This is a genomic window from Kitasatospora paranensis (assembly GCF_039544005.1).
Taxonomy (GTDB): Bacteria; Actinomycetota; Actinomycetes; order Streptomycetales; family Streptomycetaceae; genus Kitasatospora; species Kitasatospora paranensis.
Map to the genome: position 1 here is coordinate 8,209,176 of NZ_BAABKV010000001.1, position 23,890 is coordinate 8,233,065.

Here is a 23,890-nt window from a genome sequence, read left to right on the forward strand (position 1 = left end):
ACGAGCGTCGACAGGGCGCCCGGGATGAGCGTCCGCCTCAAGCTCACCCTCAGCTACACCGGATTCCTGCTGCTGGCCGGCGTCCTGCTGCTCGGGGCGGTGTGGGTCTTCCTGCTGCGGTACGTCCCCGACAGTGCGCTCCTCGTCAGCGGCACCCTGACGGACGGTGTCTTTCCCGTCCGGTCCAACCTCCTGCACGTCTTCGCTCCGCGGGCAGCCGCCGTGCTGGCATTCCTACTGGTGCTCGGCCTGGTCGGAGGGTGGATCCTCGCCGGGCGGATCCTCGCCCCGCTCTCCCGGATCACCGACGCCACCCGCCTGGCGTCCGCCGGATCGCTCTCCCACCGGATCCGGCTGCCGGGCCGCAAGGACGAGTTCCGCGAACTCGCCGACGCCTTCGACACGATGCTGGCCCGGCTCGAGGACCACGTCGCCGAACAGCAGAGGTTCGCAGCCAACGCCTCGCACGAGCTGCGCACCCCGCTGGCGATCTCGAAGGCGCTGATCGAGGTGGCCCGCACCGATCCGGACCACGACATCGGCCAGGCCCTCGACCGCCTGCACGCCGTCAACACCCGGGCGATCGACCTCACCGAGGCACTGCTTCTGCTCGGCCGTGCCGAGCAGCGGTCCTTCATCCGGGAACCCGTCGACCTGTCCCTCCTGGCGGAGGAAGCCACCGAAACCCTCCTGCCCCTCGCGGAAGGGCAGGGCGTCACCGTCGAGACCCGCGGCGACATCACCCCCGTGTACGGGTCGCCGGCACTCCTGCTGCAACTGACCACGAACCTCGTGCACAACGCGATCGTCCACAACCTGCCGGGAAGGGGCACCGTGCGGGTGACCACCGGCGTCCACCGCGGGACTGCCGTGCTCACCGTCGAGAACTCCGGCGAGCGGCTCACCCCGGAGCTGGTCTCCACGTTCACCGAACCGTTCATGCGCGGCACCGAACGCGTCCGCACCGACCACGCGGGCGTCGGCCTCGGCCTGGCGATCGTCACGACCATCACCCGCGCCCACGGGGGAACGCTCACGCTCACCCCGCGGCCCGAGGGCGGGCTCCGGATCACGGTGGAGCTTCCGGCGCAGGAGACGCACGCCGACTGCTGACGCACCACCGGGCCTCGCCGCAGCGTGTGCGCGGCCACCGGGGCGCGTCGCCCGCGCCCCGGGCCGTGCGGTCGTCCGGTCGTTCAGGATCCGTGACCGGTGCCGGTGCACCGCTCGGGTGCGGCGACCTGCAGATACTCGTGCTTGACCAGGTTGGCGACGTTGTACGTCTCGGCGTCGGCGAAGTCGGCGGGCTTGAGGGCGGGGTCCAGCCACTGCTGGGTGCCGAACCCCGGCTGGGCGAAGCCGGCGGCGATGTGTCCGGCCTCGACGCGGAAGTCACGGTTGACCACGTAGCAGTGGTAGCCGTACCCGTCGCCGTTGAGCGAGTCCGGCGGCAGGGCGCGCTTGGCGTACGGCGTCCCGCCGGTTGCCAGGTACTTGCCGGTGTCCGCTCCGAAGCGGTCCAGGAGGCCGCCGGGTTCCATCGTCTGCAGGTGCATGTCGAGGATGCCGTTCACCTCCGCGAAGCCCCGGTTGTCGGGGTACTTCCACAGGTCGCCGCTGCGGTACCAGTCGAGGAACTGGGTCGGCTGCAGACCGCCGAGACGGCGGTAGCCCCGCAGCAGCGTCGAGACCGGCCCCGTCGTCGGCAGCACGGCCGGGCCGAGCTCCTGACGGCCGCAGTAGTAGACGGCCGGGTCGCCGGGCGGCAGGAGATCCGGACAGTCCGCGGGCAGGCTCCGCTGGGACGAGGCCGCGCGGACCGGCGCGGCGGCGGCCGCGCTGCCGGCTGCCGCGAGAAGCGTCAGCGGAAGCGCGGCGACCATGGACATCGAGACGAGGGTGCGGGAACGCATGGGCAGGCTCCAGTGAACCGGGGACGGGGGTGACGCGCGTGCGAACGGCGCAGTGGTCGCGCGTCACCGCCATTGCACAGGCAAGCCGGTTCGTAAGCGACGAACCCTGACGATGGCGGAGGGGACAGCACGCCATTGGGCTAATCGGCATGACGATCCATCACACTGCGCCGCCTCACGCTCCGTCACGTCGTGGCGGTCCCGGTCGCACCGGAAGTCGCGTGTGGGTCCCCGTCGATGGCCGGCGGCCGCGCCGCGGTGGGACGATGCCCGGATGGAATCGATCACGCGTGCGGCCGGTGCGCTCCTGGGGACCCGTCTGTCCGACCCCGTCGACCTCGGCGGCAGCAGACGGAGCACCGTCCTCAGGTGCGCCACCGCGGACGGGGGCAGCGTGATCGTCAAGGCGTTCACCGACGAGCCGGCGGCGCTGCGCGCCTTCACGGCCGAGGCCGCCGGTCTCTCCCTCGCGCTGGCCGGACCCGAGCTGTTGGCCGTGGCCGCCGACCCGCCGCTCCTCGTGATGGCCGATCTCGGCAGCGCGCCCACGCTCGCTGACGTCCTGCTCGGTCCGGACGCCGCGGCCGCCGAGCGGGGGCTGTCCGCCTGGGCACGCGGGCTCGGCCGGCTGGGCGCCGGGTCGGTGCACCGGCGCGCGGACCTCGCGGCCCTGTGGGCCAGGTACGACAAGGGCATGCCCAGCTGGGACGACGAGCCGTGGATTCCGGCGAACGCGGCCGCCCTGCCCGGGGTGATCGAGGCGGCGGGCAGCACCGTCCCACCCGGACTGGAGGCCGACCTCGCCCGCATCGGCACCGCCGGAGGCGGGCAGTACCCGGCCTTCACCCCGGGCGACACCTGCCCGGACAACAACCTGATCACTCCGCAGGGACTGCGGCTGATCGACTTCGAGGCGGCCTGCTTCCAGTCGGTGTTCCTGACGGCGGCGTACTGCTCGATGCCGTTCTCCACCTGCTGGTGCGTCTTCCGGCTGCCCACCGGCATGGGGGAGGCCCTGGAGGAGATCTACCGGCAGGAGGCGGTCGCCGCCTACCCTGCGCTGGCCGAGGACGCGGTGTGGCGGGCGGGGATGCGGCAGGCCGCGGCGGTGTGGACGGTGGACGCCACCGTCCGGCTGCTGCCCCGGGCAACGCAGGCGGACACCCCGATGCACCGTACCCGGCGACCCGTGCCGACCGTGCGTCAAGTCCTGCTCCACCGCTGGGAGAGGGCCGCTGGGCTCACCGAGTTCCCCGCCTTCGCGGACACCTTCCGACGCCTGCTCAGGCAGACTGCCGCCGGGTGGGACGTGCCCCCGCTGCCGCCCTACCCCGCGTTCACGGCTCCCGCCCCGGGCACCCCCACCGGCCGCCCCCTGCTCGGCGACACAGCCCGCTGACCGGGCCCGAAGCCGCCGTCGATCCGCGGGACCGGCGCTGCCCGGGTGGACGGACCCGGTCCGGCGGGGCCGGTGGTCGCGTCGTCAGCCGGTGCGGGGGTGGGCATCCGGAGTTCGGCGACCGCGCCGCCCTCGGGATGGTTCCGCAGATGCACGGTGACGCCGATGGCCTCGGCGTGGCCCTGGGCGATCGTCAGGCCCAGGCCGTGGCCTTGGCCGCGTTCCCGCGCGCCGGTGCGGAAGCGCTGCGGGCCGTCGCGCAGGACGGACTCCGGATAACCCGGGCCGTGGTCGCGGACGGTGACCACCGATCCGTCGACCCGGACCGACACCGGTGGTGCGCCGTGCCGGTGGGCGTTGGCCACCAGGTTGGCCAGCACCCGGTCGAAGCGCCGCGGATCGGTGCTGACCGTCGCGTCGGCCGACACCACGAGCTCGACCGGCCGTCCGACGGCGGTCGCCGTCCGGGCCACCAGGTGCGCCAGCGGCAGGTCGGCCAGGTCGGCCGGCTCGGCGCGGGCGTCCAGCCGGGAGACCTCCAGCAGGTCCTCGGTCAGGTCGCGCAGCGCCCGCACCCGGTTCTGCACCAGTTCGGTGGGCCGGCCCTCCGGCAGCAGTTCGGAGGCGGTCAGCAGACCCGTCAGCGGGGTGCGCAACTCGTGCGCGACATCGGCGGTGAACCGCTGCTCGTTCTCCAGCCGGCTGCGCAGCGCGGCGGCCATCGAGTCGACGGCCGTGGCCAGTTCGGACACCTCGTCGCGGCGGCGCCCGAGCGGCCCGATCCGCGCGTCGAGGTCGCCGGCCGCGATGGTGCGGGCGGTGCGGGCGGCCGTCCGCAGCCGGTGGCTGATCCGGTCGGCGGCCAGCACTCCGGCCAGGACGGTCACGGCGACGGACAGCGCCGCGGCGATCTGCACCGCCCGGTCGAGGTCCGCCACCGCCTGCTCGTCGCCCGCGAAGTCGAGCCGCACCGAGACGACCCTGCCCCCGGTGCCGGCCGCCGCCCACATCGCGGTGCCGTCCGGCCCGTGGCCGAGGACGGAGCCCTGCCGCCCGCGTGCGGCCAGCGCGCGCAGCCCGGCCGGGACCGCCGGGTCGTCCACGGCCGCGTGCCAGCCGCCGACCAGCTCGCCGGTGCGGTCGTACCCGGCGAGCACGGCGTCCAGCGCGGCCTCCGCGGAGGCCCGGGCCTGGTCCGTGTGCTGACCCACCGACGCCCGGTGGACGAGCACGGCGACGGTGCACGCGACCAGGCAGGAGACCAGGGCGATGACGGCGGCGATCTGCCCGCGGAGGGTCACCGGATGCGCCGCAGGCGGTAGCCGAAACCCCGGACGGTCTCGATCCGGCCCGCACCGATCTTGGCGCGGAGCCGCTGCACATGGACGTCCACCACCCGGCTGTCGGCGTCCCAGGAGTAGTCCCACACCCGGGAGAGCAGCGTCTGGCGCTCCATCACCACACCCGGCGCGGCCGTGAACTCCAGCAGCAGCCGCAGCTCCGTCGGGGTGAGCGGTACCGGTTCGCCCGCCACCGTCACCTCCATCGCCTCGGTGTCCACCGTCAGGTCGTCGATCACCCGCACCGCGGACGGGCCGGCCTGCGCCGGCCCCGCCGGGCCGCCTGCACCGCTTGCGCCCGATGGGCCGCCCGCGCCCGACGGGCCGTGGGGCGCGGGGGCGGACACCGGCCCGGTGCGCCGCAGCACGGTGCGGATCCGGGCGACCAGGACGGCGATCTCGAAGGGCTTCACCACGTAGTCGTCGGCCCCGGCCTCCAGCCCGGAGACGACGTCGACCGTCTGGCCGCGGGCCGACATCATCAGGATCGGCAGGTTGCTCTCCTCGCGGACGCGCCGGCACAGGCCGACCCCGTCCAGCAGCGGCAGCATCACGTCGATCAGCATCAGGTCCGGCCGCCGGGCCCGGAACCCTTCCAGCCCCTGGAGGCCGTCGGCGGCGGTGTCGACCGGGAAGCCGTACCGTTCGAGCGCCATCTGGGTCGCCTCCCGGATGACCTCGTCGTCCTCGACGAGCAGGATCCGCGGCATGGGCGGCGGAGGCGGGAGGGGGACGGTCATCGCTGCCTCGTCGGGGAGGTCGGGGCGGGGGAGGGGGTGGCCGAACGGGCTACCGACCGGCCGTCCGGGGCGATGACGGCACCGCCCGGCCGGGTGGGCCGGGGGCCGGGACGCTGGGTTCCGGGGTCGGGCACCCGGCCGCGCCGTCGGCGGGCCCCGTGTAGACGGTCTGCCGGTCGACGAAGGCCATCCGGACCGCGTTCCAGCGGTAGGTGCTGCTGGTGCGCGCCGTCGGCCCGTCCGGCTCGTGCAGGACGAGGTCCCGCCCGACGGTGTCGGCCGTGAACGCCGCGTTCGCGGCGACCGCCAGCACCGGCACGACCTTCCCGTCCCGCTCGCCGTACACGTGCAGCACCGCCCGCCCGTCGGCCTGCGCCGTCAGCACGGCGGTGATCAGCTCGGGCCGGCCGTCCCCGCTGAGGTCCCGGTACTGCGCGGGCTGCACCGCGCAGCCGGTGCAGTCCCCGGACAGCGCCCGGTGCTCCAGGTCGGTCAGCGCCGGGTCGTGGAGCAGGACGGACCTGGCGTCCAGCTGCGCCAGCCCGCCGGCCGGTGCGGCCAGCCCGGGCAGCGGGGAGGGCGGCGGCGCGTCCGACTCGGCGCGCGATGGCGCCGGTGCCGAGGTCGCCGCGGCCGGCCACAGCGGCTGCGGGCTGGGGTGCTCCGCGACCTGCCGGGCCGGCCCGGCGTCGTGCAGGGCGTCCGGATTGTCGCAGCCGGTGAGCGCGAGGACCGCCGCCACGGCGACCGCGACCGCCGCCACGGCACGAACGGCCGCCCCGGCGCGGGCAGGTGCGCCTGTCCACTTCTTCACGTGCTGCGGTGCCTTTCCCGACGATCGTGCAGGGATCATGACGAGGCCAGCCAGTCTGCCCCATGCCCGGCGACGGCCCGCGGCCGCCTGCACGCCGCCCGCCGGGCCGCCCGGCCGGCGGACCGCCCGTGCCGCCCGTGCCGCCCGCGTGCCGGGGTCACGGACCGTCGGCCAGGTCGGCGAGGACGACGATGTTGTCGCTGTAGTGCCCGTCGCGGCCGATGGTGCCGCCGCAGGTGACCAGCCGCAGCTGCGCGTCGGGGGTGTCGCCGTACACCAGGTCGGTCGGGAACCCGGACTTCCGGTACTGGTGGATCGCCCGCACCCGGTACGTCACCGTCCGGCCGTCCTCCCGCCGCACCTGGACGGTGTCGCCCGGGCGCAGCGTCGGCAGCCGCTGGAAGACCGCGGCGCCCTTGCGGGTCCGGTAGTGGCCGAGCAGGACGGCCGGTCCGGGCCGGCCCGGTGCCGCACCGTCGCGGTACCAGCCCACCCGGCCGGGCTGGTCCAGCGGCGGTACCTCCACCGTCCCGTCGCCGTTCAGCCCGACCGGGCCGACCGGGGCGTCCACCCCGATCCGGGGGATCAGCAGCCGCACCGGTGGCGAGGCCGGCAGCCCGGCCGCCGGCGCAGATCCTGCGGAGCCCGCTACGGCGGCGCCGGCGGCCGGCGGGCCGTGCGTCGGCGCCGCCGCGTCGGGGCCGGTGTACGCGATCCGCACCGGCTTCCCGCCGGGCGTGAGCCCGTACGCCACCGTGCCGAGCCCCAGTGCGAGGACGAGCGCGCCGGCCGACGCGGCCGGCACCCACGAGGGGTGCCGGCCGCGCCGGTTGCGGCTACGCCTGCGCGCCGGCACGGCGCCGACGGACGACGGCGGTGCCGATCCCGGCCGCACCGGCCAGCGCCAGCGCGGAACCGACGACGACGGCGGCCGGCGAGGTGCCGGCGTCCGCCTCCCCGGTCTGGGCTCCGCCCCTCGGCGTGGTGCCGACCCGGCGGCCGTCCGGCCCGACCGACGGCAGGGTGGGGACGGCACTGGGCCGCGCACTCGGCGCGGCCGGGGCGGTGGGCCGGGCGCTGGGCGTGGCCGACGGCACCGGGGCCGGCGCCGGCGAGGCCGCGTCGGCGGCCGCGGCGCCCGCGGACAGCAGCACGGCGGCCCCGGCCCCGGCACAGAGCAGAGCGGACCGCACCGAGCGGCGAACGGTCGAGGGACGTGACATGAGGACTCCTTCTGCATGCTCACCACTCCCGTTCGGAGGAACGCGAGTTGGTGACGCACACGCTAGGAACCGCTCCTCACGGACTCCCGCCGACCGTGTAACGGCCACCGCGCGGATCGGTAACAGACCCGGGCACGCAGGCGGCGGCGCCCGGTCCGCGGGCGCAGTGGCTGGCGTGAGCCCGGTCCGCGGACGTCCCGCCGAACGGTCCTCAGCGCCCGACGCCGCGGTCGGGTGCGCTCATGTCCCCCGTCCGGGGTGTGCCCTCGGCGAGCCCGTAGCGCAGGTACACGGTGCCCGTCGGGCCGGCTGCCGGCGGTTCGAGGAGGGTGAGGTTCGTGGGCACCGCGCCACCGTCGAACACCTTCTTCCCCACGCCGAGCACGATCGGGTGCACCCAGAGGTCGAGGCGGTCGAAGAGCTTCTCCCGCAGGAGCGTCTGGACGAGGTTCAGGCTCCCGACCACCTTCACGTGCTCGTGCCGGTCACGGATCTCGCGCACCGCGGCGCCCAGATCCGGGCCGAGCCGGGTGGACCCGGCCCACGAGAGGTCGGGCCTGCCGCGGGAGGCCACGTACTTCGGGACGCCGTTGAAGAGCGTGGCGATGCCGTTGTCCTCGCCGCCCTCCTGGTGGGGCCAGTAGGCGGCGAAGAGGTCGTACGTCCGTCGGCCGAGCAGGAGGGCGTCCGTGCCCTCGTACGCGGCACCGATCTGCGCCCCGGCGACCTCGTCCAGGAGGGGCGCCTGCCAGCCGCCGAACGGGAATCCCACCGGGTCCTCGTCGGGGCCGCCGGGTGCCTGCCCGACGAGGTCGAGGGTGGCGAACAGTTCGATGTGGATGAGGCCCACGCCTTGCTCCCCGTGAGTCGGTCGTCCCGGTCGGGACGCGGACGGCTTTCGCCGGCACGTGGCACTCACCCTAGGTCGACGCCGCGTCCGGACCGGCCGGCCGGCGGGCCGTGTCGCCGGTTTCACCCTGTCCAGTACTGGGCGAGGGCTCCTTCCCGGTACGGGGCGGGGCTGACGCTGAGGTCACCGGAGAAGGGGCGGTCCAGGACGAAGACCAGCAGCAGGCTGAAGCCGACGAGCCCGGCGACCGAGCCGACGAACAGCATCTGGACCCGCAGTTTGCGCAGACCGTAGAGGAACGTGAGCGGGATCAGGACGAGTGCGCCGCCGAAGGCCAGCGCCTGCAGCAGTGGGGGAGTTCCTGGCGTGCCATGGTGATGCGGGCGCGGCGCTGGGAGGCGACGTCGTCGAGGTGGTCGACGGCCTGCTGGTAGAAGACCTGCTCCGCCTGGCCCTTCGGGTCGTACGCCTGGAGCACCTGGAACGCCGTCTGCAGGTGGGTCTCCGTGGCCCCGTAGCTGGGGTTCCCCGCGCGCATCAGGGGCCACTGCTCCTCGACGACCGTGTGGACGTAGCCGCTCATGGCCGCGTCGAGATCGGTGCGCACGGACGCCGGGAACGCGGTGGCGTCACGCGTGATGAGCGCCGCGTCGGAGGCCTCGGAGGCGACGATGGTCTGGGAGGCCTCCAGCTGCGTCCACAGGGTGACGATCACGAACGCGAGGATGATCCCGTAGATCGCACCGAACATCCCCAGCGTCACGCCGACCATGTCGTTGTGTTCCCCGCGGGCCAGCGACGGATACCGGCGGCGCAGCAGCACGCTGCCGGCGACAGCCAGGAGAACCGTCCCGCCGACGGCGACGACGGCCAGGGTGAAGGTGCTGAAATGGTTGAGCAGCCAGAGCGAGAGCGACATGTGTGCGGAGTCTAGGCCGGGCACAACAGCCCGGAACCGCCGGTTTCATGCGCCCCTACGGGCCCCCGCGAAGAAGTTCACACCACCGGGTGACGGCCCGATCCGTCGAACCCCCGGTGTGGTCACTCCCTCGCCGGGCACCCTCCGCAGCACCGCCCCGGCCCGGCCCTCAGTCCGAGAAGTCCTGGGTCATCCACACCGTGCCCGAGGAGTCGCGCAGCAGCTGGATCCCGATGTGGTGGAAGGCCGGGTTGAGGATGTTCCGGCGGTGGCCGTCGTTGGGCGCCTGCTCGGCGAGCATGTCGTTGGTGAGGCCCACCGCCATACCGGCTATCGCGTCCGTGGTGTTGGCCATCGGGCCGCCCTCGCCGATGTTCTCGCCCGCCGTTCCCCACTGCACGCCGGCGGCGTGCTCGCGGTCCCCGAAGGCGGCCTCGCCCGGGCACTGGTGCGAGAGTCCGCAGCCGGCCGCCATGGTGTGGTTGTGCGCGTTCGCGCTGGTCTGCAGGCCGGCGACCATCTGCAGCGGGGCGACGCCCTGGGCGGCACGCGCCTGGTTGATCACCGCGAGCACCTGGCTCGCCGCCGCGTCCAGGCCGGTGCCCGAGCCGGCCGTGGCGGTGGCCCGCGGGGTCGACCGCGCGGGCGCCGGAACGGCCGCGAGCGGGCTGGTCGGTGCCGCCGCGGACGTGGCGGGCCGCTGCACCGGCACGGTGCTGGTGGAAGCGCTGGGCAGCCGGGTCGGTCCGGTGCTCTGCGGGGACGGCGTCGTCGACGCCGCGATTGACCCGCTCGGCGTCACCGGCGTGATGCCGTTCGCCAGCGACGGTTCCGGTGCGGCCGCCGTTCTGTCGTCCTGCGGGCCGGAGGTGAACATGACCTTGCTTCCGACCACCGCGCCGGCCGCCGTCGCCGCCACCGCGACCACGGTCAGCAGCGGCTTGGCGGCGGACCTGGACCTGGCCCGGTGCTTGCCGTTGCCGGCCCGCCGGTGCGATCCGCCGCCGGCCCGGTGCGTGGACGTGTCCGGCCCGTAGCGGTCCGCCTGCACGTCGGTCGTGTGCTCCGTCATCTCTTCTCCTCCGGTCGACTGCCCTTCGAGACAGGAGACCCCCATGCGCGCGGCGGATAACGAAAATCGCGCGAATGTTCACGGAAGCTGCCGACGGTACCGTACCGCCGGGAATTCCGGTCGTGTACGGATGCACCGGTGACAGGCCCACGGTCGGTTGCCCGACCCCTGGCTGCTGCTCCTCGGTGCAGCGACTGAAACTTGCTGAAAGATATTGCTGTCATTTCGTGCAGCGGCCCGACCGTCACCGGCGACGGCACCGGCAGGGCCACCGTCAACGCCGGCGACGCGGTCGCGCTCTACGCCGCGACCACCGGCACCGCCGGCCCGAGCCGGTCCGCCTCGTCGAGCCCGGGCCCGTCCTCCTCGCCTTCGTCCTCCCCGAGCCCGTCCTCCAGCCCGTCCAGCGGCACCGTCACCGAGACGTTCAACGAGAACAAGACCACCGTGCTGGGCCAGAACGTCTTCGTCGTCGGCTCCCTCGCCCAGCTGGGCAACTGGGCCCCGGCGCGGCTGTCCCGCTCTCGTCGGCCGGCTACCCGGTGTGGAACGCCGGCGTGCAGCTCCCGGCGAACACCGCCTTCGAGTACAAGTACATCGTCAAGGACGCCGCCGGGAACGTCACCTGGGAGAGCGGGGCCAACCACACGGCCGACACCGGATCGTCCGGGGGCACCCTGAACGACACCTGGGGCGTCACCGGCGGCACCACCGGCCAGGTCACCGTCAACTTCTCCGAGAACAGGACGACCGTCCTCGGCCAGAACGTCTACCTCGTCGGCTCCATCGCCCAACTCGGCAGCTGGAACACCGGCTCCGCCCTGAAGCTGTCCTCGGCCTCGTACCCGAACTGGACGATCTCCCTCACGCTCCCGGCGAAGACCGCCTTCGAGTACAAGTACATCGTCAAGGACGCCGCCGGGAACGTCACCTGGGAGAGCGGGGCGAACCGTACCTGCACCACCGGTGCATCCGGCACCTCGACGATCACCGACAGCTGGAAGTAGCAGCACCGCACCACGGGCCGGCCGCCGCCGCGAGGCAGGGGCCGGCCCGTGGTGCCGCCCCCGGAGCTGACGGCGGCACAGCAGAAAGGGCAGGAGCCGCGGGCCGCCCGTCGGTTACGCTGGCGGGCTGCCCCGCGAAGAGGAGAGACCGGATCCATGAGCACGGTTTCGCTGCCCGTCACCACCGAGCGACTCGTCGTGCGCCTGTTCACGCAGGACGACCTCGATGACCTGTACGCGTACCAGAGCCTCCCCGACGTGGCCCGGTACCTCTACCGGCCGCCGCTCACCCGCGAGCAGTGCGCAGAGAGCCTGGCCCGGCGCGTCGGCGGCACGCCGTGGGCCGAGGACGGTGACAGCCTGGCGCTCGCGGTCTGCCGGGCCGACGACGCAGGCGTCCTCGGCGAGGTCGTCCTCAAGCTGGCGAGCGCGCGGGCCCGCCAGGCCGAGATCGGCTGGGTGTTCAACCCCGCCCACGGCGGCCGTGGTTACGCGATCGAGGCGGCGCGCGCGGCCGCCGCGCTGGCCTTCGACGAGCTGGGTGCGCACCGGCTCTTCGCCCGCCTCGACGTCCTGAACACCGGGTCGGTGCGCGTGTGCGAGCGCCTCGGCATGCGGCGGGAGGCGCATCTCGTGGAGAACGACCTCGACGGTGAACGCTGGGGCAGCGAGTACGTCTACGCGATGCTCGCCCGCGAACGGCAGGCCGACCGGGCCTGACCGGAGGCCCGGCGGCGGAACTCTCGCGCACCGCCACCTCGTGGCGCAGCGCGCCGAGCGTTCCGGTGGCCAGCAGGTGGCATTCAGCTGCCGTACACACTGGCTCAAGGTTCGGCCACGAGAGTTCCGCCTCGTGCCTACCTCACACTCCCGTACCGGCGTCGCCTCCGTATGCGCCGCAGCTCTGACGTTCTCCGGACTGGTCGCCACCGGACTGCTCGCCGCGCAGCCCGCGGCCGCCGCGGACCCGGCCGGCTACCAGAACGTTCGGATCAACGAGGTCACCTCGTCGAACAACGACACCGTGGAGCTGTACAACACCGGCTCGACCGCGGTGAGCATCAGCGGCTGGAAGATGTCCGACGACAGCTTCTCCCCGCAGTCTTTCAGCCCGTCCGCCGGCACGATCCCCGCCGGCGGCTTCGTCACCTTCAACTCGCCCAAGGGGTTGGGCGACTCCGACAAGGTGGTGATCTACACGGCCGACGGCACGGTGGTCGACCGCGTCGACTGGGCCACCAACGCGGCGAAGCCGGCGATGGCGCGCTGCGGCGGCGACGGCACCGGCGCGTGGGTGACCACGACCACGGCGACCACGTTCGGCGCCGCGAACGCCTCCGGGTGCCCCTCGTCGATCCCGGCGGCGAGCCGGGTGCGGATCAACGAGGTCACCTCGGACGGCGCGGACACCGTGGAGCTGTACAACGGCGGCACGAGCGCGGTCAGCATCGGGTCGTGGAAGTACGTCGACAACGACACCACCCACTCCGCCGTCTCGATCTCGTCCTCCTCGCCGAGCGCGACCAGCATCCCGGCCGGCGGCTACGTCACGTTCAACTCCACCCTCGGCCTGGGTGCCAACGACTCGGTCTTCCTCGTCGACAACAACGGCAGCACCGTCGACTCGGTGACCTGGGCGGCCGCGGGCGCCTCGCCGTCGGACGAGCGCTGCGCCGACGGCACCGGCTGGTTCCGGACCGCCGTGACCGCGACGCCCGGCAGCGCGAACTCCTGCTCGGGCAGCGGCGGCGGTGGCGGCGGTGGGCAGACCGGCCAGCTACTGGGCGGTGGCGGCGCGCTCACCAGCGGCTGCACCCCCGAGGCGCCCGGCGGTACGGGCTCCAACCCGGTAGGCACCCTGGCGTGGCCGGGCGGCGCGGACGTCACGATCGCGGACAACGTCTGCGCGTTCACCACGTCCACCGGCCCCGAGGGGCGTGACGTGAGCGGTCTGGCGTTCGACCCGGCGAACCCGTCGGTGCTGTGGGCCGCCAAGAACAAGAACTGGCTGTACAAGCTGGTCAAGAGCAGCGGCAAGTGGATCCCGGACGCGTCCTGGAGCGCGACCGGCAAGCAGATCCGCTTCGCGGGCGGCTCCGGCGAGCCGGACTCCGAGGGCCTGACGGTCGGCGGCAACGGCCACCTCTACGTGACCTCCGAGCGCGACAACACCAACAACACCGTCCCCAAGGACACGATCATGGAGTTCGACCCGGCCGCGACCGGATCGACGCTCACCCCGATCCACCAGTGGGACATGACCTCGCAGTTCCCGCAGCTCAACACCGGCAGCAAGGACGACGCCAACCTGGGCTTCGAGGGCGTCGGGTACGTGCCGGACAGCTGGCTGACCGCCAACGGCTGGGTCGACCCGCTGACCGGCGCGGCCTACAACCCGGCGAACTACCCGCTGCACGGTGCGGGCCTGTACTTCGCCGGCCTGGAGTGGGACGGCACGCTGCACGTCTACGGCCTGAACTCCGACGGCACCTTCACCACGTTCGGTTCGATCGCGACCGGCAAGGTCTCCGTGATGGACGTGACGTTCGATGCCGGAACCCAGCGCATCGTCGCGACCTGCGACAACACCTGCGGTGAGACGCACACCCTGCTGAAGGTCAACACCAGCGGCGCGATCGTTCCGGACACCACCTACGCGAACCCGGCCGTCATGCCGGTCGACAACCTGGAGGGCTTCGCGCTCGCGCCGACCTCGACCTGCGTCAACGGCTTCCGCGAGGCGGTCTGGAGCGACGACGGCATCTACGGCTTCGGCACCGGCACCTCCTCCTACGGCCACGCCCTCTACAGCGGCACCTTCCCTGCTGATCGCCCGACCGCAGGCGGCGGCGCACCAAGGCCGGTGAGGCCGCCGCGCAGAGCACGACGACCAAGCTCCCGGCCGACCGGGTGGTCACGACCACGACCACCCCGTCGGCCGGGAGCGGCCTTTGACGGGGTGAGCGCCCCTGACGGCCTCTCGGCGGCTTCCCGGCGGGTTCGGCGCGTGCGGCGGCGGCGGTCCGTGGAGCTGACCTGCTCGCTTATCCGCTGTGTATGCGGGCGGACGAGCATGGTGACCGAGGCGGCTGCCACAGCCGGCGGGGCGGGGAGACGGCTGCGGACATCCGGTCTCCGGCGGCCGGCGGCAGCGCCGACGTGAGCGGCACGGGCGAAGGAGCCATGCATGATCGGGTACGAGATCGAGATCAGCCTTCCCGTCACCGATGCGGCGGGGGCGAAGATCCCGGGAGACGCCAAGCTGGCGGAGACCACGGCACGACACCCGGCCGTTCCCACCGGGAAACCCCTCTTCCGGGTGGTCTCGGACTCCCGGAGCCTGCCGGGCGGCAGGGGAAGTACTCCAACCTGGAGTTCGTCACCAAGCCCTGGTCCGTCGTCGGCGACGGGTACACGAGCGGGCCGGCGGCCCTCCTGGACACCCTCCGGCGGATCAGGACGGTCCGCGACGCGTTCTACCAGGCCGGGGCCGGGACGCTGGCCGGCTCGACCCATGCCCTCCTGACGGTGCTGACCGCCGGCAACGGCGCCCGGTTCGCCCCCGGCAACGGGTACACCGAGCACGCCGGGACGCCCGGCAACGGCGACGGCCTGTTCGTCCACTACTCGGTCGGCGTGCCGCTCGGCGGCATGGCGACCTTCTTCGACCGGCTGCGCTCGGCCGCCCCGCTGCGCGAGGGCGTCTACCTGCCCGAGGCGCGGCACCGCCTGCAGCAGGCGCACGCCTTCGCGGAGGAGGCCGCCGAACGGTTCGTCCGCCGTGACACCGCCGACCCGGCAGGGCGGCGGGACCACGCGTTCAGCGCGCAGGCGAAGCGCCGCCGGGAGGTGGTCGGCTACCTCCAGCTGTTGTTCATGCAGGTCACCGCGTTCGCCGACCACGCCGACGAGGTCGAGAACGGCGGGAGGGACACGGGCATCAAGAACCGGACGGTGGTGCTGAGCCGGTCGAGGCTCGCCGACGTGTACGGCCGGCTCGACCCCCTGGTGCAGACCTACCTCCGCAACAACCAGGACGACCTCGTCACGCTGCTCGCCGACGAGTACCACGAGACGGGCTTCGAGGGCGAGGACATGACCTTCTACGAGAAGGCCGTGCGCGAGATCGTGACCGGCCAGCCCGTGAAGCTGCTCGCCTATACGAAGGCGGCCTTCACCGGGCAGGGCTCGATCTCCCAGCAGCGTGTGTTCGGCGGCATGCGGGAGATCGCGCCGCACGTCGAGGAGGAGGCGGTGATGATCCCGTTCGAGATCCGCACCTTCGGCCGGGCGATGAAGACCTGGGCCGAGGTGGAGGCGGACCTCACCGACCTCTGCGGCTGGGTGCAGAGCTCCTACGAGCTCGGCATGGCCTGACGACGACGGGGGAGGGACGCGCCGGTGCCCCCCGTCCGATGGCGGTGAGGTCAGCGTTCGACGACCGATTCTGAACACGGTCGCTCCGGTACCGGGCACCGGTCGGTGCGGACCCGTCGTCACCGCGCCGCCGGCGCGCGGGTGCAGCGCCTGCACCCGCGCGCCGCGCCGGACCGCCGCCCCCGGCGAGGGGGCGGGCGGGCGGGGTCAGGCGGTGGCACCCCAGGTGTGGGCGACGTCGATGACGAGGCGGTTGTCGAGCTGGAAGACCCGGAACGGGAGGCGGGCGCGGACCCCGAGTCCGATCTGGGTCTCGCCCTCGAAACTGCCGGCGAAGCGGGTGTCCGCGAAGGTGCGGTAGCCGTTCAGGTCGACACCGGGCAGCGGCTCGCCGGCCCGCCCCGGGTAGACCACCTGCCAGGTCGCGGGGTCGTACGTGGTCGCGCCGACGACGATCTCCAGCACGGCGCCGCCGCGCACCGGGATCGGTGTGCCGCTGCCGGCCTGCTGGACGGCATTGCCGGTGACGTAGTGCACCTGGTAGGCGAGCGGGTTGGCGGGTGTCGTGCCGGGGACGTCCAGCACCAGCCGGTCGAAGCACTCCTGAGCGCCGGTGCGGATGTTGGTGAGTGCCTGCGGCTGGTACGGGTCCTTCCGGTCCTGCCGGTCGAGGCTGCCCCAGCCGGTCGGGCAGGCCGTGGCGGCGGATGCGGCCGCGGCCGTCGGAATGGTGGTCGCCGCCGCCCCCGCGGCGAGTATCACGGCAGCCAGCGCAGTGGTCCACCGTCGCATGTCGTTCCCCTTGATCTGTGCCGGCCCCTTCGACCGGCCCCACAGTGATTCACGCTCCGGCACGTGGAAAGGTCGCGGATGATTTCGGACGACCGCTGACGGCCGGCCGCTGACCGCCGACCCGCCCGTCCCGAGTCGGCCGGCGCCGTCGGTGCCGCGCGGGCCCGCCCCCGCCGTCCGGGAGCGTACGTCAGGTGCTAGAAATCCCTGGTGGACGTTCCCCCGAGCCCTCGACCCGGCGAGTCTTCGTGGCCCTGGCCCCGCCCGACGAGGCCAAGGACGAGCTGGCCCGCGTCCTGCAGCCCAGCTACGCCAGGTACCCGCAGTTGCGGTGGAACCGGATCGAGGACTGGCACATCACCCTGGCCTTCCTCGGGGAGCTTCCCTCCACGGCAGTGCCGTTGCTCCGGTCGGTGCTGGCCGGCCGGGCGGCTTCGCACCCCGCCCTGCACCTCGGCCTGCGCGGGGGCGGCGCCTTCGACGGGCGCCTGCTGTGGAGCGGGATCGACGGGGACCTGGCGGGACTGCACCTGCTCGCCGCCGACGTCCGGGAACTCGTCAGGTCCTGCGGGATCGAGTTCACGGAGCGCCCGCTGCGTCCCCATCTGACGCTGGCGAGGTCCCGTCGCGACGATCCCCTCAGCGTGCCGGAGGCCGCGGCCGGGCTCGCCGGGTTCGTCGGCCGGCCGTGGCGCGCCGAGCGGCTCCACCTGGTCGGCAGCAACATCAGCCGGGGGCCCGGGCCGATCCGCTACCGCGACATCGAGGCGTGGCGGTTCGGCGCGGCGGTCGGGGCCCCCGGCGGCGACGGCGCTCCCGCCGAGCCGTAGCCGACGGGAGCGCGCGGCCTCGCGGTCGGGCGATCGGGTGGTGCCCGACACCGTCCGCGGTCAGTGCAGGGGGACGGCGTTCCAGGTCAGTTCACGCTGGTAGCCGTGGCGCCAGCCGCGGGTGTGGACGGCGTCGGTGCGCGCGACGTCCTGGTCACCGGGGGACTTCGCGTCGACGTTCTGGCCGCTGTCCCAGAAGGACTGGAGGGCGAAGGACCCCCAGTTCTCCTCGCCGCCCCACGACCAGAGCTCGCCGTTCGCGCCGAGCGGCGAGGTGTCGGAGTCCTCCATCACCACGACTCCTTCGTTGCCGCCGGTGTACGCCATGACCTGGTCCTTGGCGGCGTTGTACAGCGTGAACCGGGAGTTGTCGCCGAACTGCTTCCACTCGCAGAAGGGGTCGGTGACGTTGACGGGCCGGAGCCGCACCAGCTGGTCGGTGGGGCCGGCGCAGAGCTTGTAGTCCCGGAAGGCGCCGCTCTGGATCATCACCTTCGGGCTTGCGGCCGAGGCCGGGGCGGCGGGCAGCCCGGCGAGGCACACGCCGGCCAGGGCGGCCGCGGCGAGGCCGGCGCGCACACGGCGCGCCCGGCGGGAGGCGATGGTGGACCGAGTCATCTGAGAACCCCTCATTCGTGGTCCTCCGCGGGCGGTCGAGCCCGTGGAGTCGTGCACGTCGGCCGGGCCCGGAGGGGTCGTGCTTCCGGTGACCGGCTCGCCCCATCGTGCTCGGCGCCGCAGAGGGGAGCCACGGGTTTCGAGCACGCTCGAAACCGGGACGGAACGACGTCCGGGCGGGCGTCCGGCACGGTCCGGACGCATATGCCCTCCTTCTTGCGCGGGCCCTTTCCGGCGCGCAGTATTGACGCGCACATGCCAGTTCTCGGAACCCGGGCCCTCCGAGTCCGGCAGCGTGCGCTGATCGCACCGATCGACTGGGGGTTGATGCTTCGTCTTCACTTCACCGCTGCCGACCTGCAGCGGATCCGCTGGGCACCGCATCCGGAGCCGCTGATGGAGACGGTGCTGAGTCTCCAGTTCCTTCAGCAGCCGCAGGCGTACAGCGAACCGTTCACCCGCTGGTCCGCCCAGGTCCGCGCCGGTATCGGCCGGCGCGGCATGCCGCTGTTCGACCTCGCGGCACCGGAGGACGGCGCCGTGCTGGAGCTCCTGATGGCCCCGACGGGGGCCACGACCCTGCGCGACGGGCTCGCGGCGGTGCGGTCCCTGCCCAAGGACCGGGCCATCTCCGATCTCGCCTCGGCGCGCAGCATGCGCCCCGGGCTGCCGCAGTGGGTCGTCGACGTCCACCACCGGCAGCCGGAGGCGACCGAGCGGCTGGTCCGGCTGCTCGACGCGTACCACCGCCTGGCGATCGCGCCGACCTGGCCGTACGTGGAACGCGCCGTCCGGGCCGCGTCCGACGCCTCGGCGGCCGGACCCGGGGTCGTGCTGAGCCGCCTGCACCCCTCCATCGGCTGGGAGTTCCCCGTCCTCACCGTTCCGTGCCACATCCCGCACGACGTTGACCTCCGCCTCGACGGCCGGGGACTCCTCCTGGTGCCCGTGTTCTTCCTGCGCACCCCCACGGCCCGCCTCGACAACCACGACGAGCAGGCACCCGTCGAGGTCTACTTCCCGGTGCACCACGACCGGGCCGTCCTCGCGCAGCACGAGACCCGCATCGACCCCGGCCTGACCCGCCTGCTGGGCCGCACCCGTGCCGCCGTCCTCACGGCTCTCACGGTCGTCCGCAGCACGACCGAACTGGCGAGCAGGGTCGACATCTCCGCCGCGACGGCCAGCCACCACCTCAACGCGCTGCGCGCGGGCGGCCTGATCACCACGACGCGCGAGCACGGCACCGCCCGCCACCGGGTCACCCATCTCGGCCGGCGCCTCCTCCAGGCGCCCACGCCCCCGCCCGACCCCGCGCATCCGTGCTGAACGCGCCGGACGAGGTGCCTGCCGGGGTCCGCCGGCGGCTCCTCGCAGGACCCGGGTGTCCCGTGCCGGGGTCGGCGCGTACCTGCGGGTGGCGGTGCGGGAGGGAACAGCCTGTGCGAGCCCCGGCGGTCCCTCGTCGCGTCCTCAGCGCAGGCCGTCGTAGGCGGCCATCACGATCTCCATGCCGCGGTTGTCCTCCTGCCGGTCCCGGTCGATCATCTGGTTCATGACGTAGGCCACCGTCATGCGCGAACCGGGATCGCTCACGACCAGCGAGCCGCCCCAGCCGCCCCAGCCGAAGGTGCTGCCGAACCTGCCGAAGCCCGCCGTCCAGGACATCGGCGTCCCCAGCACGCGGTCGTCCCCGCGGAACACCTCCTGCCACGCGGGCTCGCACCCCCGGGGGACAGCAGCCGCACCCCGCCGGCCGAACCCCGGTTCGCCAGGACGGACTGCACCAGGGCGACCGAGCGGGCGTTGCCGAAACCGCTCACCGCCGGGATCTGCGCACGGCGCCACGCCGTCGAGTTCGCATCCCTGACCCGGATCGCGGCTCCGGTGTTCTCCCGGCGCGTGCCGTCCGGTCCCGGCGGAGCACTGGCGGCGTACTCGTCGGTGAGTGACGGCGGCGGGATGAGCGGGGCGACGCGGTGGTCGTGCTCGCTGGAGAGCCCGATGTGGAAGTCGGCGCCGAGCGGTTCGGCCACCTCCTCGGCAAAGAATTCCCCGAGACTGCGGCCGGTGAGGCGGCGGACGATCTCGCCCACGAGGAAGCCGAAGGTGAGCGCGTGATAACCGGCGGCCGTTCCCGGCTCCCATGCGGGCGCCTGCGCCGCCAGCCCGGCCGTCACACCCTCCCAGTCGTACAGCTTCTCGACCGCCGTCAGCCCGGCCAGGTCCGGGAGCCCCGCGGTGTGCGACAGCACGTGCCGAACCAGCACGTTCTCCTTGCCGGCCGCGGCGAACTCGGGCCAGTAGGCGGCGACCGGCGCGGACAGATCGAGCTCGCCCCGGTCGGCCAGGATCAGGGCGCACAGGGCGGTCATGTTCTTGGTCGTCGAGTTCACGCCGACGAGGGTGTCGCGCTCCCAGCGGACGGAGCGGTCCGCATCGGCGTACCCGCCCCAGAGGTCGACCACCTGTTCGCCGTCGAGGCAGACGGCCGCCGAGGCACCCACGTCGTCCTTGCCGAGCACCATGGCAAGAGCCTCACGGACGGCGTCGAACCGAGGCTCGCAGATTCCCTTAATATCGGTCATGGCGGCAAGCCTCCGGCATTGCCGGGCATTCCTGCCCGACAATTCCCGCGCCGGTTCTGTCGGGCGCAGCACGGTCATTTCTTCTCCACTTGTGCAAGGCGGCCCGACGGAAGGACGGATACGCGTGCTGGAGCGGCTGAATCAGGCGCTGGACCACTTGGAGGCCTGCCTCGACCAGGAGGTCGACATGGCCGAGTTGGCCCGGATCGCCGCGGTCTCCGAGTACCACTTCCGGCGGTTGTTCTCGGCGCTCGCCGGGATGCCGCTCCCGGTCTACGTGCGGCGCCGGCGGATGACGCTCGCCGGGGCCGAGGTGCTGGCCGGGAGCTGACGCTGCTCGATGTCGCGGTGCGGTACGGGTACGGCTCGGGCGAGGCGTTCGCCCGGGCGTTCCGGTCGGTGCACGGCATCGGGCCGGGCGAGGCCCGGCGCACGGGCGCGGTGCTCACGGCGCAGCCGCGCATGTCCTTCCGGGTGGTCGTCGAGGGGAGTGCGACCATGCGGTACCGGATCGTGGAGAAGGAGTCTTTTCGGGTCGTCGGCAGGAAGGCCCGGCTCCCGCTCGTGCGCGAAGGGGTGAACGAGGCCGCCGCGGCACACGTGCGGGGCCTGGACGAGCGGGCGATCGTACGGATGAAGGCGTTGGCGGGTCAGGAGCCGGCGGGGATCCTGTCGGCGGTGGTGTACCTGACCGACAGTCGGGAGGACGGCGCCGAGGCGGACTACTGGGTCGGTGCGGTGACCGGTCCCGAGGCGACCGCCGAGGAGCTCGACGCCCTCGACGTGCCGGCCGGGACGTGGGCGGTCTTCGACAACCACGGGCCCTACCCGAGTGCCCTCCAGGAGCTGTGGCGCGACGTGTTCACGCAGTGGTTCCCCTCGAACCCGTACACGAGCCGGCCGGGTCCGGAACTCCTGCGGACGCGGCCGGTGGAGATCGGCGCGGAGACCGACTCCCAGCTGTGGATCCCGGTCGAACGAGGCAGGTGGACCGCCGGGGCGTGAGCACCGCCACGTGTCCCCGGAGTCCAGGCTCGGGCTGCACCCGCGGTCGCATCGACTCCGCGACGACCGCGCATCCTCGTTCCCGGTCGGGCCGGAGGCGAGTCCCGTTTCTAGACTGTCCCGGGACGAAGGGCCGGGAAGGGCACGGCGATCAGATGGGGTCGACGATGGACGTGGTGCAGATCGAGCGGTTGGCCGACCTGAATCCGGTTCACCAGCGTCAGGCCGCCGCTCTGGCCCTGTGGCGGTGGCGTGCGCCGGTGCTCGCGTTCGACATGGATGCGGAATGGGGCGTCGATCCGACGGTGCTGGCATTGCTGTTCCGACTGGCAGCAGAACCCGCCGGGGAGCAGTCGAATCACGCATACGGTCAGGCAGTCGCCGAGATGTCCACGGCCCCCTCTTCGAGTCCGAGGTCGACCCGGACACCGTCCAGCTCGTTCAATTGGAAACCATCGGGGGCCTGTTGGCCTTCGGCGAGTTGCTGGACAAGCCGGCCCTGGACACCGTCGAGCGAGTGGTCGACGTGTCGTCCGGCCTGGCGAATTGCCTCGACGCTCTCGTCGATGCCTCGTTCTACTCCCACCCCTCGGAGGAAGCGCACAACCGGTACCTTGCCGACCTGGGAGACCGGACGAGTGGCTGGGGCTACTTCGCCTCACGCAACTTGGTTGTCGAGTCCGCCTGCCTTGGGGCCCTCCGGACCTTCCCCGGCTCCGAAGGGCTGCTCGACTCGTCGACGGGTCGCGAGCTGCTCGCACTCTGCGAGGACTTCGGCGAAGAGCTCGCCGCAACGCTGCGGTGGCTTCGCAGGACGGGCCATTAGCGACCACGCGCTCCGGCGAGGTTCAGCGTCCGCCGTATCGACCCACCTCGGACCGGTGGTGTGCAGCCGTGGGCGAGTCCTGCATGCCCGAGATTGAGCACGCCGTCGTGACCAGGACGTTGACGTCGTGCGGGGCGGACATCGAGGGACACTGGGGCTTGCGGTCGCCCACCCGGGCAGCCCAGGAGGGCCGAGCCGCGCGACCGGCCCGAACCACCCGAACCCACACGATCAAGCGACCACAAGAACGTTCTACCGGCTGAGGACGCCCTCTCGGACGGCCGTTCGCTCCTTGCGCCAGCGGGCCCGGTGGAAGATCGGCTCGACGGCGACGACGCAGAACGCGTGCATGGGCCGGTTCGTGCTCCTGGGGTCGAAGAAGCGGACCATGTCACCGAGAAAGCTCTCCCCGTGCTGATGGACATGGCGGTCCTGGGCGACGGTGTCGCCGGCGGCCGTGAGCCAGTCACCGATCCAGAACAGGAGTTCGGCGCGGGCGGTGATCACGATCGTCTCGGCGTGCTCCGCGTAGCGCGCGGGGCGGCGATCGGCCCGGCGGCGGACGTCGTCGGGCCGCCAGGGAGATCGCGCCGCAGGGGCGGTCACCGTCAGGGGCAGCGACGCGCGGCGCATCCCGTGCCGCAGATCCGGCCAGTCGGAGGGCCGCAGCCCCGTGTCCTCACGGGCCAGGAGCATCGGCATGGGAGGGGTGCTGCCGTGGACGGAGGCCATCGGACGGGCGTCCGCTGGGACGGGGATGTGGACGGCGCTGTGCGGGCTCGTCGCGGCGACGCGGAACAGGGCGCCGATCCGAAGGAGGTCTGCGCGGCATGCGTTCAGGTACGCGACTTGGTACTTGGGCGGGTGGACCGAGGTGTTGCGGAGCATGGGGCCGGCGCTCAGGATCCGGCTGGGCCCGGATCCGGGAGCGGCACCGGGATGGGACGTCACTCGCAACCGCATCCGACCGTCGCCATTCGCCATGGGGCCATTGCACCACGCATGCCAGTGGCCTCGAACGCATTTTCGGTGCCCGGGAAAGCTCTCCGTGCCGTGCGGAGCACGACTGCCGCGGGGTCGGCCGTCAGCGCGGGTCGACGATCTCCGCGGCGAAGACGGTGCTCAGCGGTTCGGGGCCGATGTACTGCTGGCAGTTGCACGGCCGGGCCTCGTACTGGACGGGCTTGCGGTCGGCGTCCCAGGCGGTCGGTGCCTCGACGACCTCGTGGCACTTGCCCTGCTGGTCGTGCTTGGCGAGGTGGTGGGTGCAGCCGCAGACCGGCTCCGGCGGCCGGTTCGCCGCTTCCAGTGCGAGCCGGTGGCGTTCGGCGGCCTGGTGCAGTTCGAGCTTCCGCTCATGACGTGTCTTCAGGGCCCGCCGGGCGTTCTCACTGACCCAGCCCCCACCGACCATGACGGCCGGGATCACCGCCCACAACCAGCCACCCATGTCGCATTCCCCCTTGTTCGACCGAGTGCACAGCTTACGGCCATACGGCCCCGGCGCAGGACGGCTGTCCCGTCGTGGCGCAGGACGGCCGTCCGGCCGTGGCGGGGCGGCCGGGGAGTTCGCACGG

Annotated in this window: 23 protein-coding genes and 4 pseudogenes; 11 read left to right on the forward strand and 16 right to left on the reverse strand. The window is 73.0% G+C overall.

Going from position 1 to position 23,890, the window contains the following annotated elements; genetic code table 11:
* Positions 1–24 precede the first annotated feature (24 nt).
* The gene (locus ABEB13_RS39070) at positions 25–1,113 is read left to right on the forward strand and encodes a sensor histidine kinase (protein ID WP_345709349.1); all 1,089 of its coding nucleotides are present in this window, start codon (positions 25–27) and stop codon (positions 1,111–1,113) included.
* A gap of 83 nt (positions 1,114–1,196) precedes the next feature.
* Here the strand turns inward: ABEB13_RS39070 and ABEB13_RS39075 are convergent, their stop codons facing one another.
* Complete coding sequence (locus tag ABEB13_RS39075) at positions 1,197–1,913, reverse strand: TNT domain-containing protein (protein ID WP_345709350.1); 717 nt, start codon at positions 1,911–1,913, stop codon at positions 1,197–1,199.
* A gap of 274 nt (positions 1,914–2,187) precedes the next feature.
* Here ABEB13_RS39075 and ABEB13_RS39080 point away from each other — a divergent pair, with 274 nt between their 5' ends.
* Complete coding sequence (locus tag ABEB13_RS39080) at positions 2,188–3,312, forward strand: hypothetical protein (protein ID WP_345709351.1); 1,125 nt, start codon at positions 2,188–2,190, stop codon at positions 3,310–3,312.
* Here ABEB13_RS39080 and ABEB13_RS39085 read toward each other — a convergent pair.
* From ABEB13_RS39085 to ABEB13_RS39130, 9 genes and pseudogenes are all read right to left on the reverse strand, one after another.
* Entirely contained in the window at positions 3,240–4,613 is a 1,374-nt protein-coding gene (locus ABEB13_RS39085; protein WP_345709352.1) for a sensor histidine kinase, read from the reverse strand. The genes ABEB13_RS39080 and ABEB13_RS39085 overlap by 73 nt on opposite strands.
* Positions 4,610–5,392, reverse strand: a complete 783-nt coding sequence (locus tag ABEB13_RS39090; protein WP_345709353.1) for a response regulator — start codon at positions 5,390–5,392, stop codon at positions 4,610–4,612. The genes ABEB13_RS39085 and ABEB13_RS39090 overlap by 4 nt, the downstream gene beginning before the upstream one ends.
* Positions 5,393–5,441: 49 nt before the next feature.
* Positions 5,442–6,206: a hypothetical protein gene (locus tag ABEB13_RS39095; RefSeq protein ID WP_345709354.1), complete on the reverse strand. Its 765-nt coding sequence runs from the start codon at positions 6,204–6,206 to the stop codon at positions 5,442–5,444.
* A gap of 157 nt (positions 6,207–6,363) precedes the next feature.
* The gene (locus ABEB13_RS39100; RefSeq protein WP_345709355.1) at positions 6,364–7,011 is read right to left on the reverse strand and encodes a class F sortase; all 648 of its coding nucleotides are present in this window, start codon (positions 7,009–7,011) and stop codon (positions 6,364–6,366) included.
* 31 nt (positions 7,012–7,042) lie between these two features.
* Positions 7,043–7,429 (reverse strand): hypothetical protein, encoded by a 387-nt coding sequence (locus tag ABEB13_RS39105; protein ID WP_345709356.1) that lies wholly within the window; start codon positions 7,427–7,429, stop codon positions 7,043–7,045.
* A 211-nt stretch (positions 7,430–7,640) separates the two neighbouring features.
* The gene (locus ABEB13_RS39110) at positions 7,641–8,279 is read right to left on the reverse strand and encodes a dihydrofolate reductase family protein (RefSeq protein WP_345709357.1); all 639 of its coding nucleotides are present in this window, start codon (positions 8,277–8,279) and stop codon (positions 7,641–7,643) included.
* Positions 8,280–8,401: 122 nt separating this feature from the next.
* Positions 8,402–9,198, reverse strand: a pseudogene (locus tag ABEB13_RS39120) (bestrophin-like domain).
* A 169-nt stretch (positions 9,199–9,367) separates the two neighbouring features.
* Positions 9,368–10,270, reverse strand: a complete 903-nt coding sequence (locus ABEB13_RS39125) for a CAP domain-containing protein (RefSeq protein ID WP_345709360.1) — start codon at positions 10,268–10,270, stop codon at positions 9,368–9,370.
* 299 nt (positions 10,271–10,569) lie between these two features.
* On the reverse strand, positions 10,570–10,710 hold the full coding sequence (locus ABEB13_RS39130; protein ID WP_345710029.1) for a hypothetical protein: 141 nt from the start codon (positions 10,708–10,710) through the stop codon (positions 10,570–10,572).
* A gap of 7 nt (positions 10,711–10,717) precedes the next feature.
* On the opposite strand from ABEB13_RS39130, the pseudogene ABEB13_RS39135 reads away from it, so the two are divergent.
* The 5 genes and pseudogenes from ABEB13_RS39135 to ABEB13_RS39155 all read left to right on the forward strand — a co-directional run.
* Positions 10,718–10,887 (forward strand): annotated as a pseudogene (locus tag ABEB13_RS39135) (carbohydrate-binding module family 20 domain-containing protein); the annotation flags it as partial.
* A 60-nt stretch (positions 10,888–10,947) separates the two neighbouring features.
* On the forward strand, positions 10,948–11,277 hold the full coding sequence (locus ABEB13_RS39140) for a carbohydrate-binding module family 20 domain-containing protein (RefSeq protein ID WP_345709979.1): 330 nt from the start codon (positions 10,948–10,950) through the stop codon (positions 11,275–11,277).
* A gap of 156 nt (positions 11,278–11,433) precedes the next feature.
* A complete protein-coding gene (locus ABEB13_RS39145; RefSeq protein ID WP_345709361.1) occupies positions 11,434–11,997 on the forward strand; it encodes a GNAT family N-acetyltransferase in 564 nt (187 codons plus the stop codon).
* 133 nt (positions 11,998–12,130) lie between these two features.
* Positions 12,131–14,440 carry a lamin tail domain-containing protein gene (locus ABEB13_RS39150; RefSeq protein WP_345709362.1) on the forward strand — a complete coding sequence of 770 codons (2,310 nt, stop codon included), beginning with the start codon at positions 12,131–12,133 and terminating at the stop codon, positions 14,438–14,440.
* A 365-nt stretch (positions 14,441–14,805) separates the two neighbouring features.
* Entirely contained in the window at positions 14,806–15,654 is an 849-nt protein-coding gene (locus tag ABEB13_RS39155; RefSeq protein ID WP_345709363.1) for a hypothetical protein, read from the forward strand.
* Positions 15,655–15,861: 207 nt separating this feature from the next.
* Here the strand turns inward: ABEB13_RS39155 and ABEB13_RS39160 are convergent, their stop codons facing one another.
* Complete coding sequence (locus ABEB13_RS39160) at positions 15,862–16,446, reverse strand: AMIN-like domain-containing (lipo)protein (protein ID WP_345709364.1); 585 nt, start codon at positions 16,444–16,446, stop codon at positions 15,862–15,864.
* A gap of 248 nt (positions 16,447–16,694) precedes the next feature.
* Here ABEB13_RS39160 and thpR point away from each other — a divergent pair, with 248 nt between their 5' ends.
* The gene (gene thpR, locus ABEB13_RS39165) at positions 16,695–17,276 is read left to right on the forward strand and encodes an RNA 2',3'-cyclic phosphodiesterase (protein WP_345709365.1); all 582 of its coding nucleotides are present in this window, start codon (positions 16,695–16,697) and stop codon (positions 17,274–17,276) included.
* Positions 17,277–17,336: 60 nt separating this feature from the next.
* On the opposite strand, the gene ABEB13_RS39170 is transcribed toward thpR, so the two are convergent.
* Positions 17,337–17,894, reverse strand: a complete 558-nt coding sequence (locus ABEB13_RS39170; RefSeq protein WP_345709366.1) for a hypothetical protein — start codon at positions 17,892–17,894, stop codon at positions 17,337–17,339.
* A 327-nt stretch (positions 17,895–18,221) separates the two neighbouring features.
* Here ABEB13_RS39170 and ABEB13_RS39175 point away from each other — a divergent pair, with 327 nt between their 5' ends.
* Positions 18,222–19,223 carry a winged helix-turn-helix domain-containing protein gene (locus ABEB13_RS39175; RefSeq protein ID WP_345709367.1) on the forward strand — a complete coding sequence of 334 codons (1,002 nt, stop codon included), beginning with the start codon at positions 18,222–18,224 and terminating at the stop codon, positions 19,221–19,223.
* A 144-nt stretch (positions 19,224–19,367) separates the two neighbouring features.
* On the opposite strand, the pseudogene ABEB13_RS39180 reads toward ABEB13_RS39175, so the two are convergent.
* Positions 19,368–20,482, reverse strand: a pseudogene (locus tag ABEB13_RS39180) (serine hydrolase domain-containing protein).
* A gap of 124 nt (positions 20,483–20,606) precedes the next feature.
* Between ABEB13_RS39180 and ABEB13_RS39185 the strand changes: the two are divergent.
* Positions 20,607–21,487 (forward strand): annotated as a pseudogene (locus ABEB13_RS39185) (AraC family transcriptional regulator).
* 110 nt (positions 21,488–21,597) lie between these two features.
* Here the strand turns inward: ABEB13_RS39185 and ABEB13_RS39190 are convergent.
* Entirely contained in the window at positions 21,598–21,849 is a 252-nt protein-coding gene (locus tag ABEB13_RS39190; RefSeq protein ID WP_345709368.1) for a hypothetical protein, read from the reverse strand.
* 83 nt (positions 21,850–21,932) lie between these two features.
* Between ABEB13_RS39190 and ABEB13_RS39195 the strand changes: the two genes are divergently transcribed.
* Positions 21,933–22,313 carry a hypothetical protein gene (locus ABEB13_RS39195; protein WP_345709369.1) on the forward strand — a complete coding sequence of 127 codons (381 nt, stop codon included), beginning with the start codon at positions 21,933–21,935 and terminating at the stop codon, positions 22,311–22,313.
* 252 nt (positions 22,314–22,565) lie between these two features.
* Here the strand turns inward: ABEB13_RS39195 and ABEB13_RS39200 are convergent, their stop codons facing one another.
* Both ABEB13_RS39200 and ABEB13_RS39205 read right to left on the reverse strand, forming a co-directional pair.
* Positions 22,566–23,201 (reverse strand): hypothetical protein, encoded by a 636-nt coding sequence (locus ABEB13_RS39200; RefSeq protein ID WP_345709370.1) that lies wholly within the window; start codon positions 23,199–23,201, stop codon positions 22,566–22,568.
* A gap of 196 nt (positions 23,202–23,397) precedes the next feature.
* A complete protein-coding gene (locus ABEB13_RS39205) occupies positions 23,398–23,763 on the reverse strand; it encodes a hypothetical protein (RefSeq protein WP_345709371.1) in 366 nt (121 codons plus the stop codon).
* Positions 23,764–23,890: the final 127 nt, after the last annotated feature.

Bases quoted from the DNA above. Each gene is read 5' to 3' on its own strand.
- ABEB13_RS39070 (WP_345709349.1), top strand. From the start codon at position 25: ATGAGCGTCCGCCTCAAGCTCACCCTCAGCTACACCGGATTCCTGCTG.
- ABEB13_RS39075 (WP_345709350.1), bottom strand. From the start codon at position 1,913: ATGCGTTCCCGCACCCTCGTCTCGATGTCCATGGTCGCCGCGCTTCCG.
- ABEB13_RS39080 (WP_345709351.1), top strand. From the start codon at position 2,188: ATGGAATCGATCACGCGTGCGGCCGGTGCGCTCCTGGGGACCCGTCTG.
- ABEB13_RS39090 (WP_345709353.1), bottom strand. From the start codon at position 5,392: ATGACCGTCCCCCTCCCGCCTCCGCCGCCCATGCCGCGGATCCTGCTC.
- ABEB13_RS39105 (WP_345709356.1), bottom strand. From the start codon at position 7,429: ATGTCACGTCCCTCGACCGTTCGCCGCTCGGTGCGGTCCGCTCTGCTC.
- ABEB13_RS39125 (WP_345709360.1), bottom strand. From the start codon at position 10,270: ATGACGGAGCACACGACCGACGTGCAGGCGGACCGCTACGGGCCGGAC.
- ABEB13_RS39145 (WP_345709361.1), top strand. From the start codon at position 11,434: ATGAGCACGGTTTCGCTGCCCGTCACCACCGAGCGACTCGTCGTGCGC.
- ABEB13_RS39160 (WP_345709364.1), bottom strand. From the start codon at position 16,446: ATGCGACGGTGGACCACTGCGCTGGCTGCCGTGATACTCGCCGCGGGG.
- ABEB13_RS39170 (WP_345709366.1), bottom strand. From the start codon at position 17,894: ATGACTCGGTCCACCATCGCCTCCCGCCGGGCGCGCCGTGTGCGCGCC.
- ABEB13_RS39175 (WP_345709367.1), top strand. From the start codon at position 18,222: ATGCTTCGTCTTCACTTCACCGCTGCCGACCTGCAGCGGATCCGCTGG.
- ABEB13_RS39200 (WP_345709370.1), bottom strand. From the start codon at position 23,201: ATGCTCCGCAACACCTCGGTCCACCCGCCCAAGTACCAAGTCGCGTAC.
- ABEB13_RS39205 (WP_345709371.1), bottom strand. From the start codon at position 23,763: ATGGGTGGCTGGTTGTGGGCGGTGATCCCGGCCGTCATGGTCGGTGGG.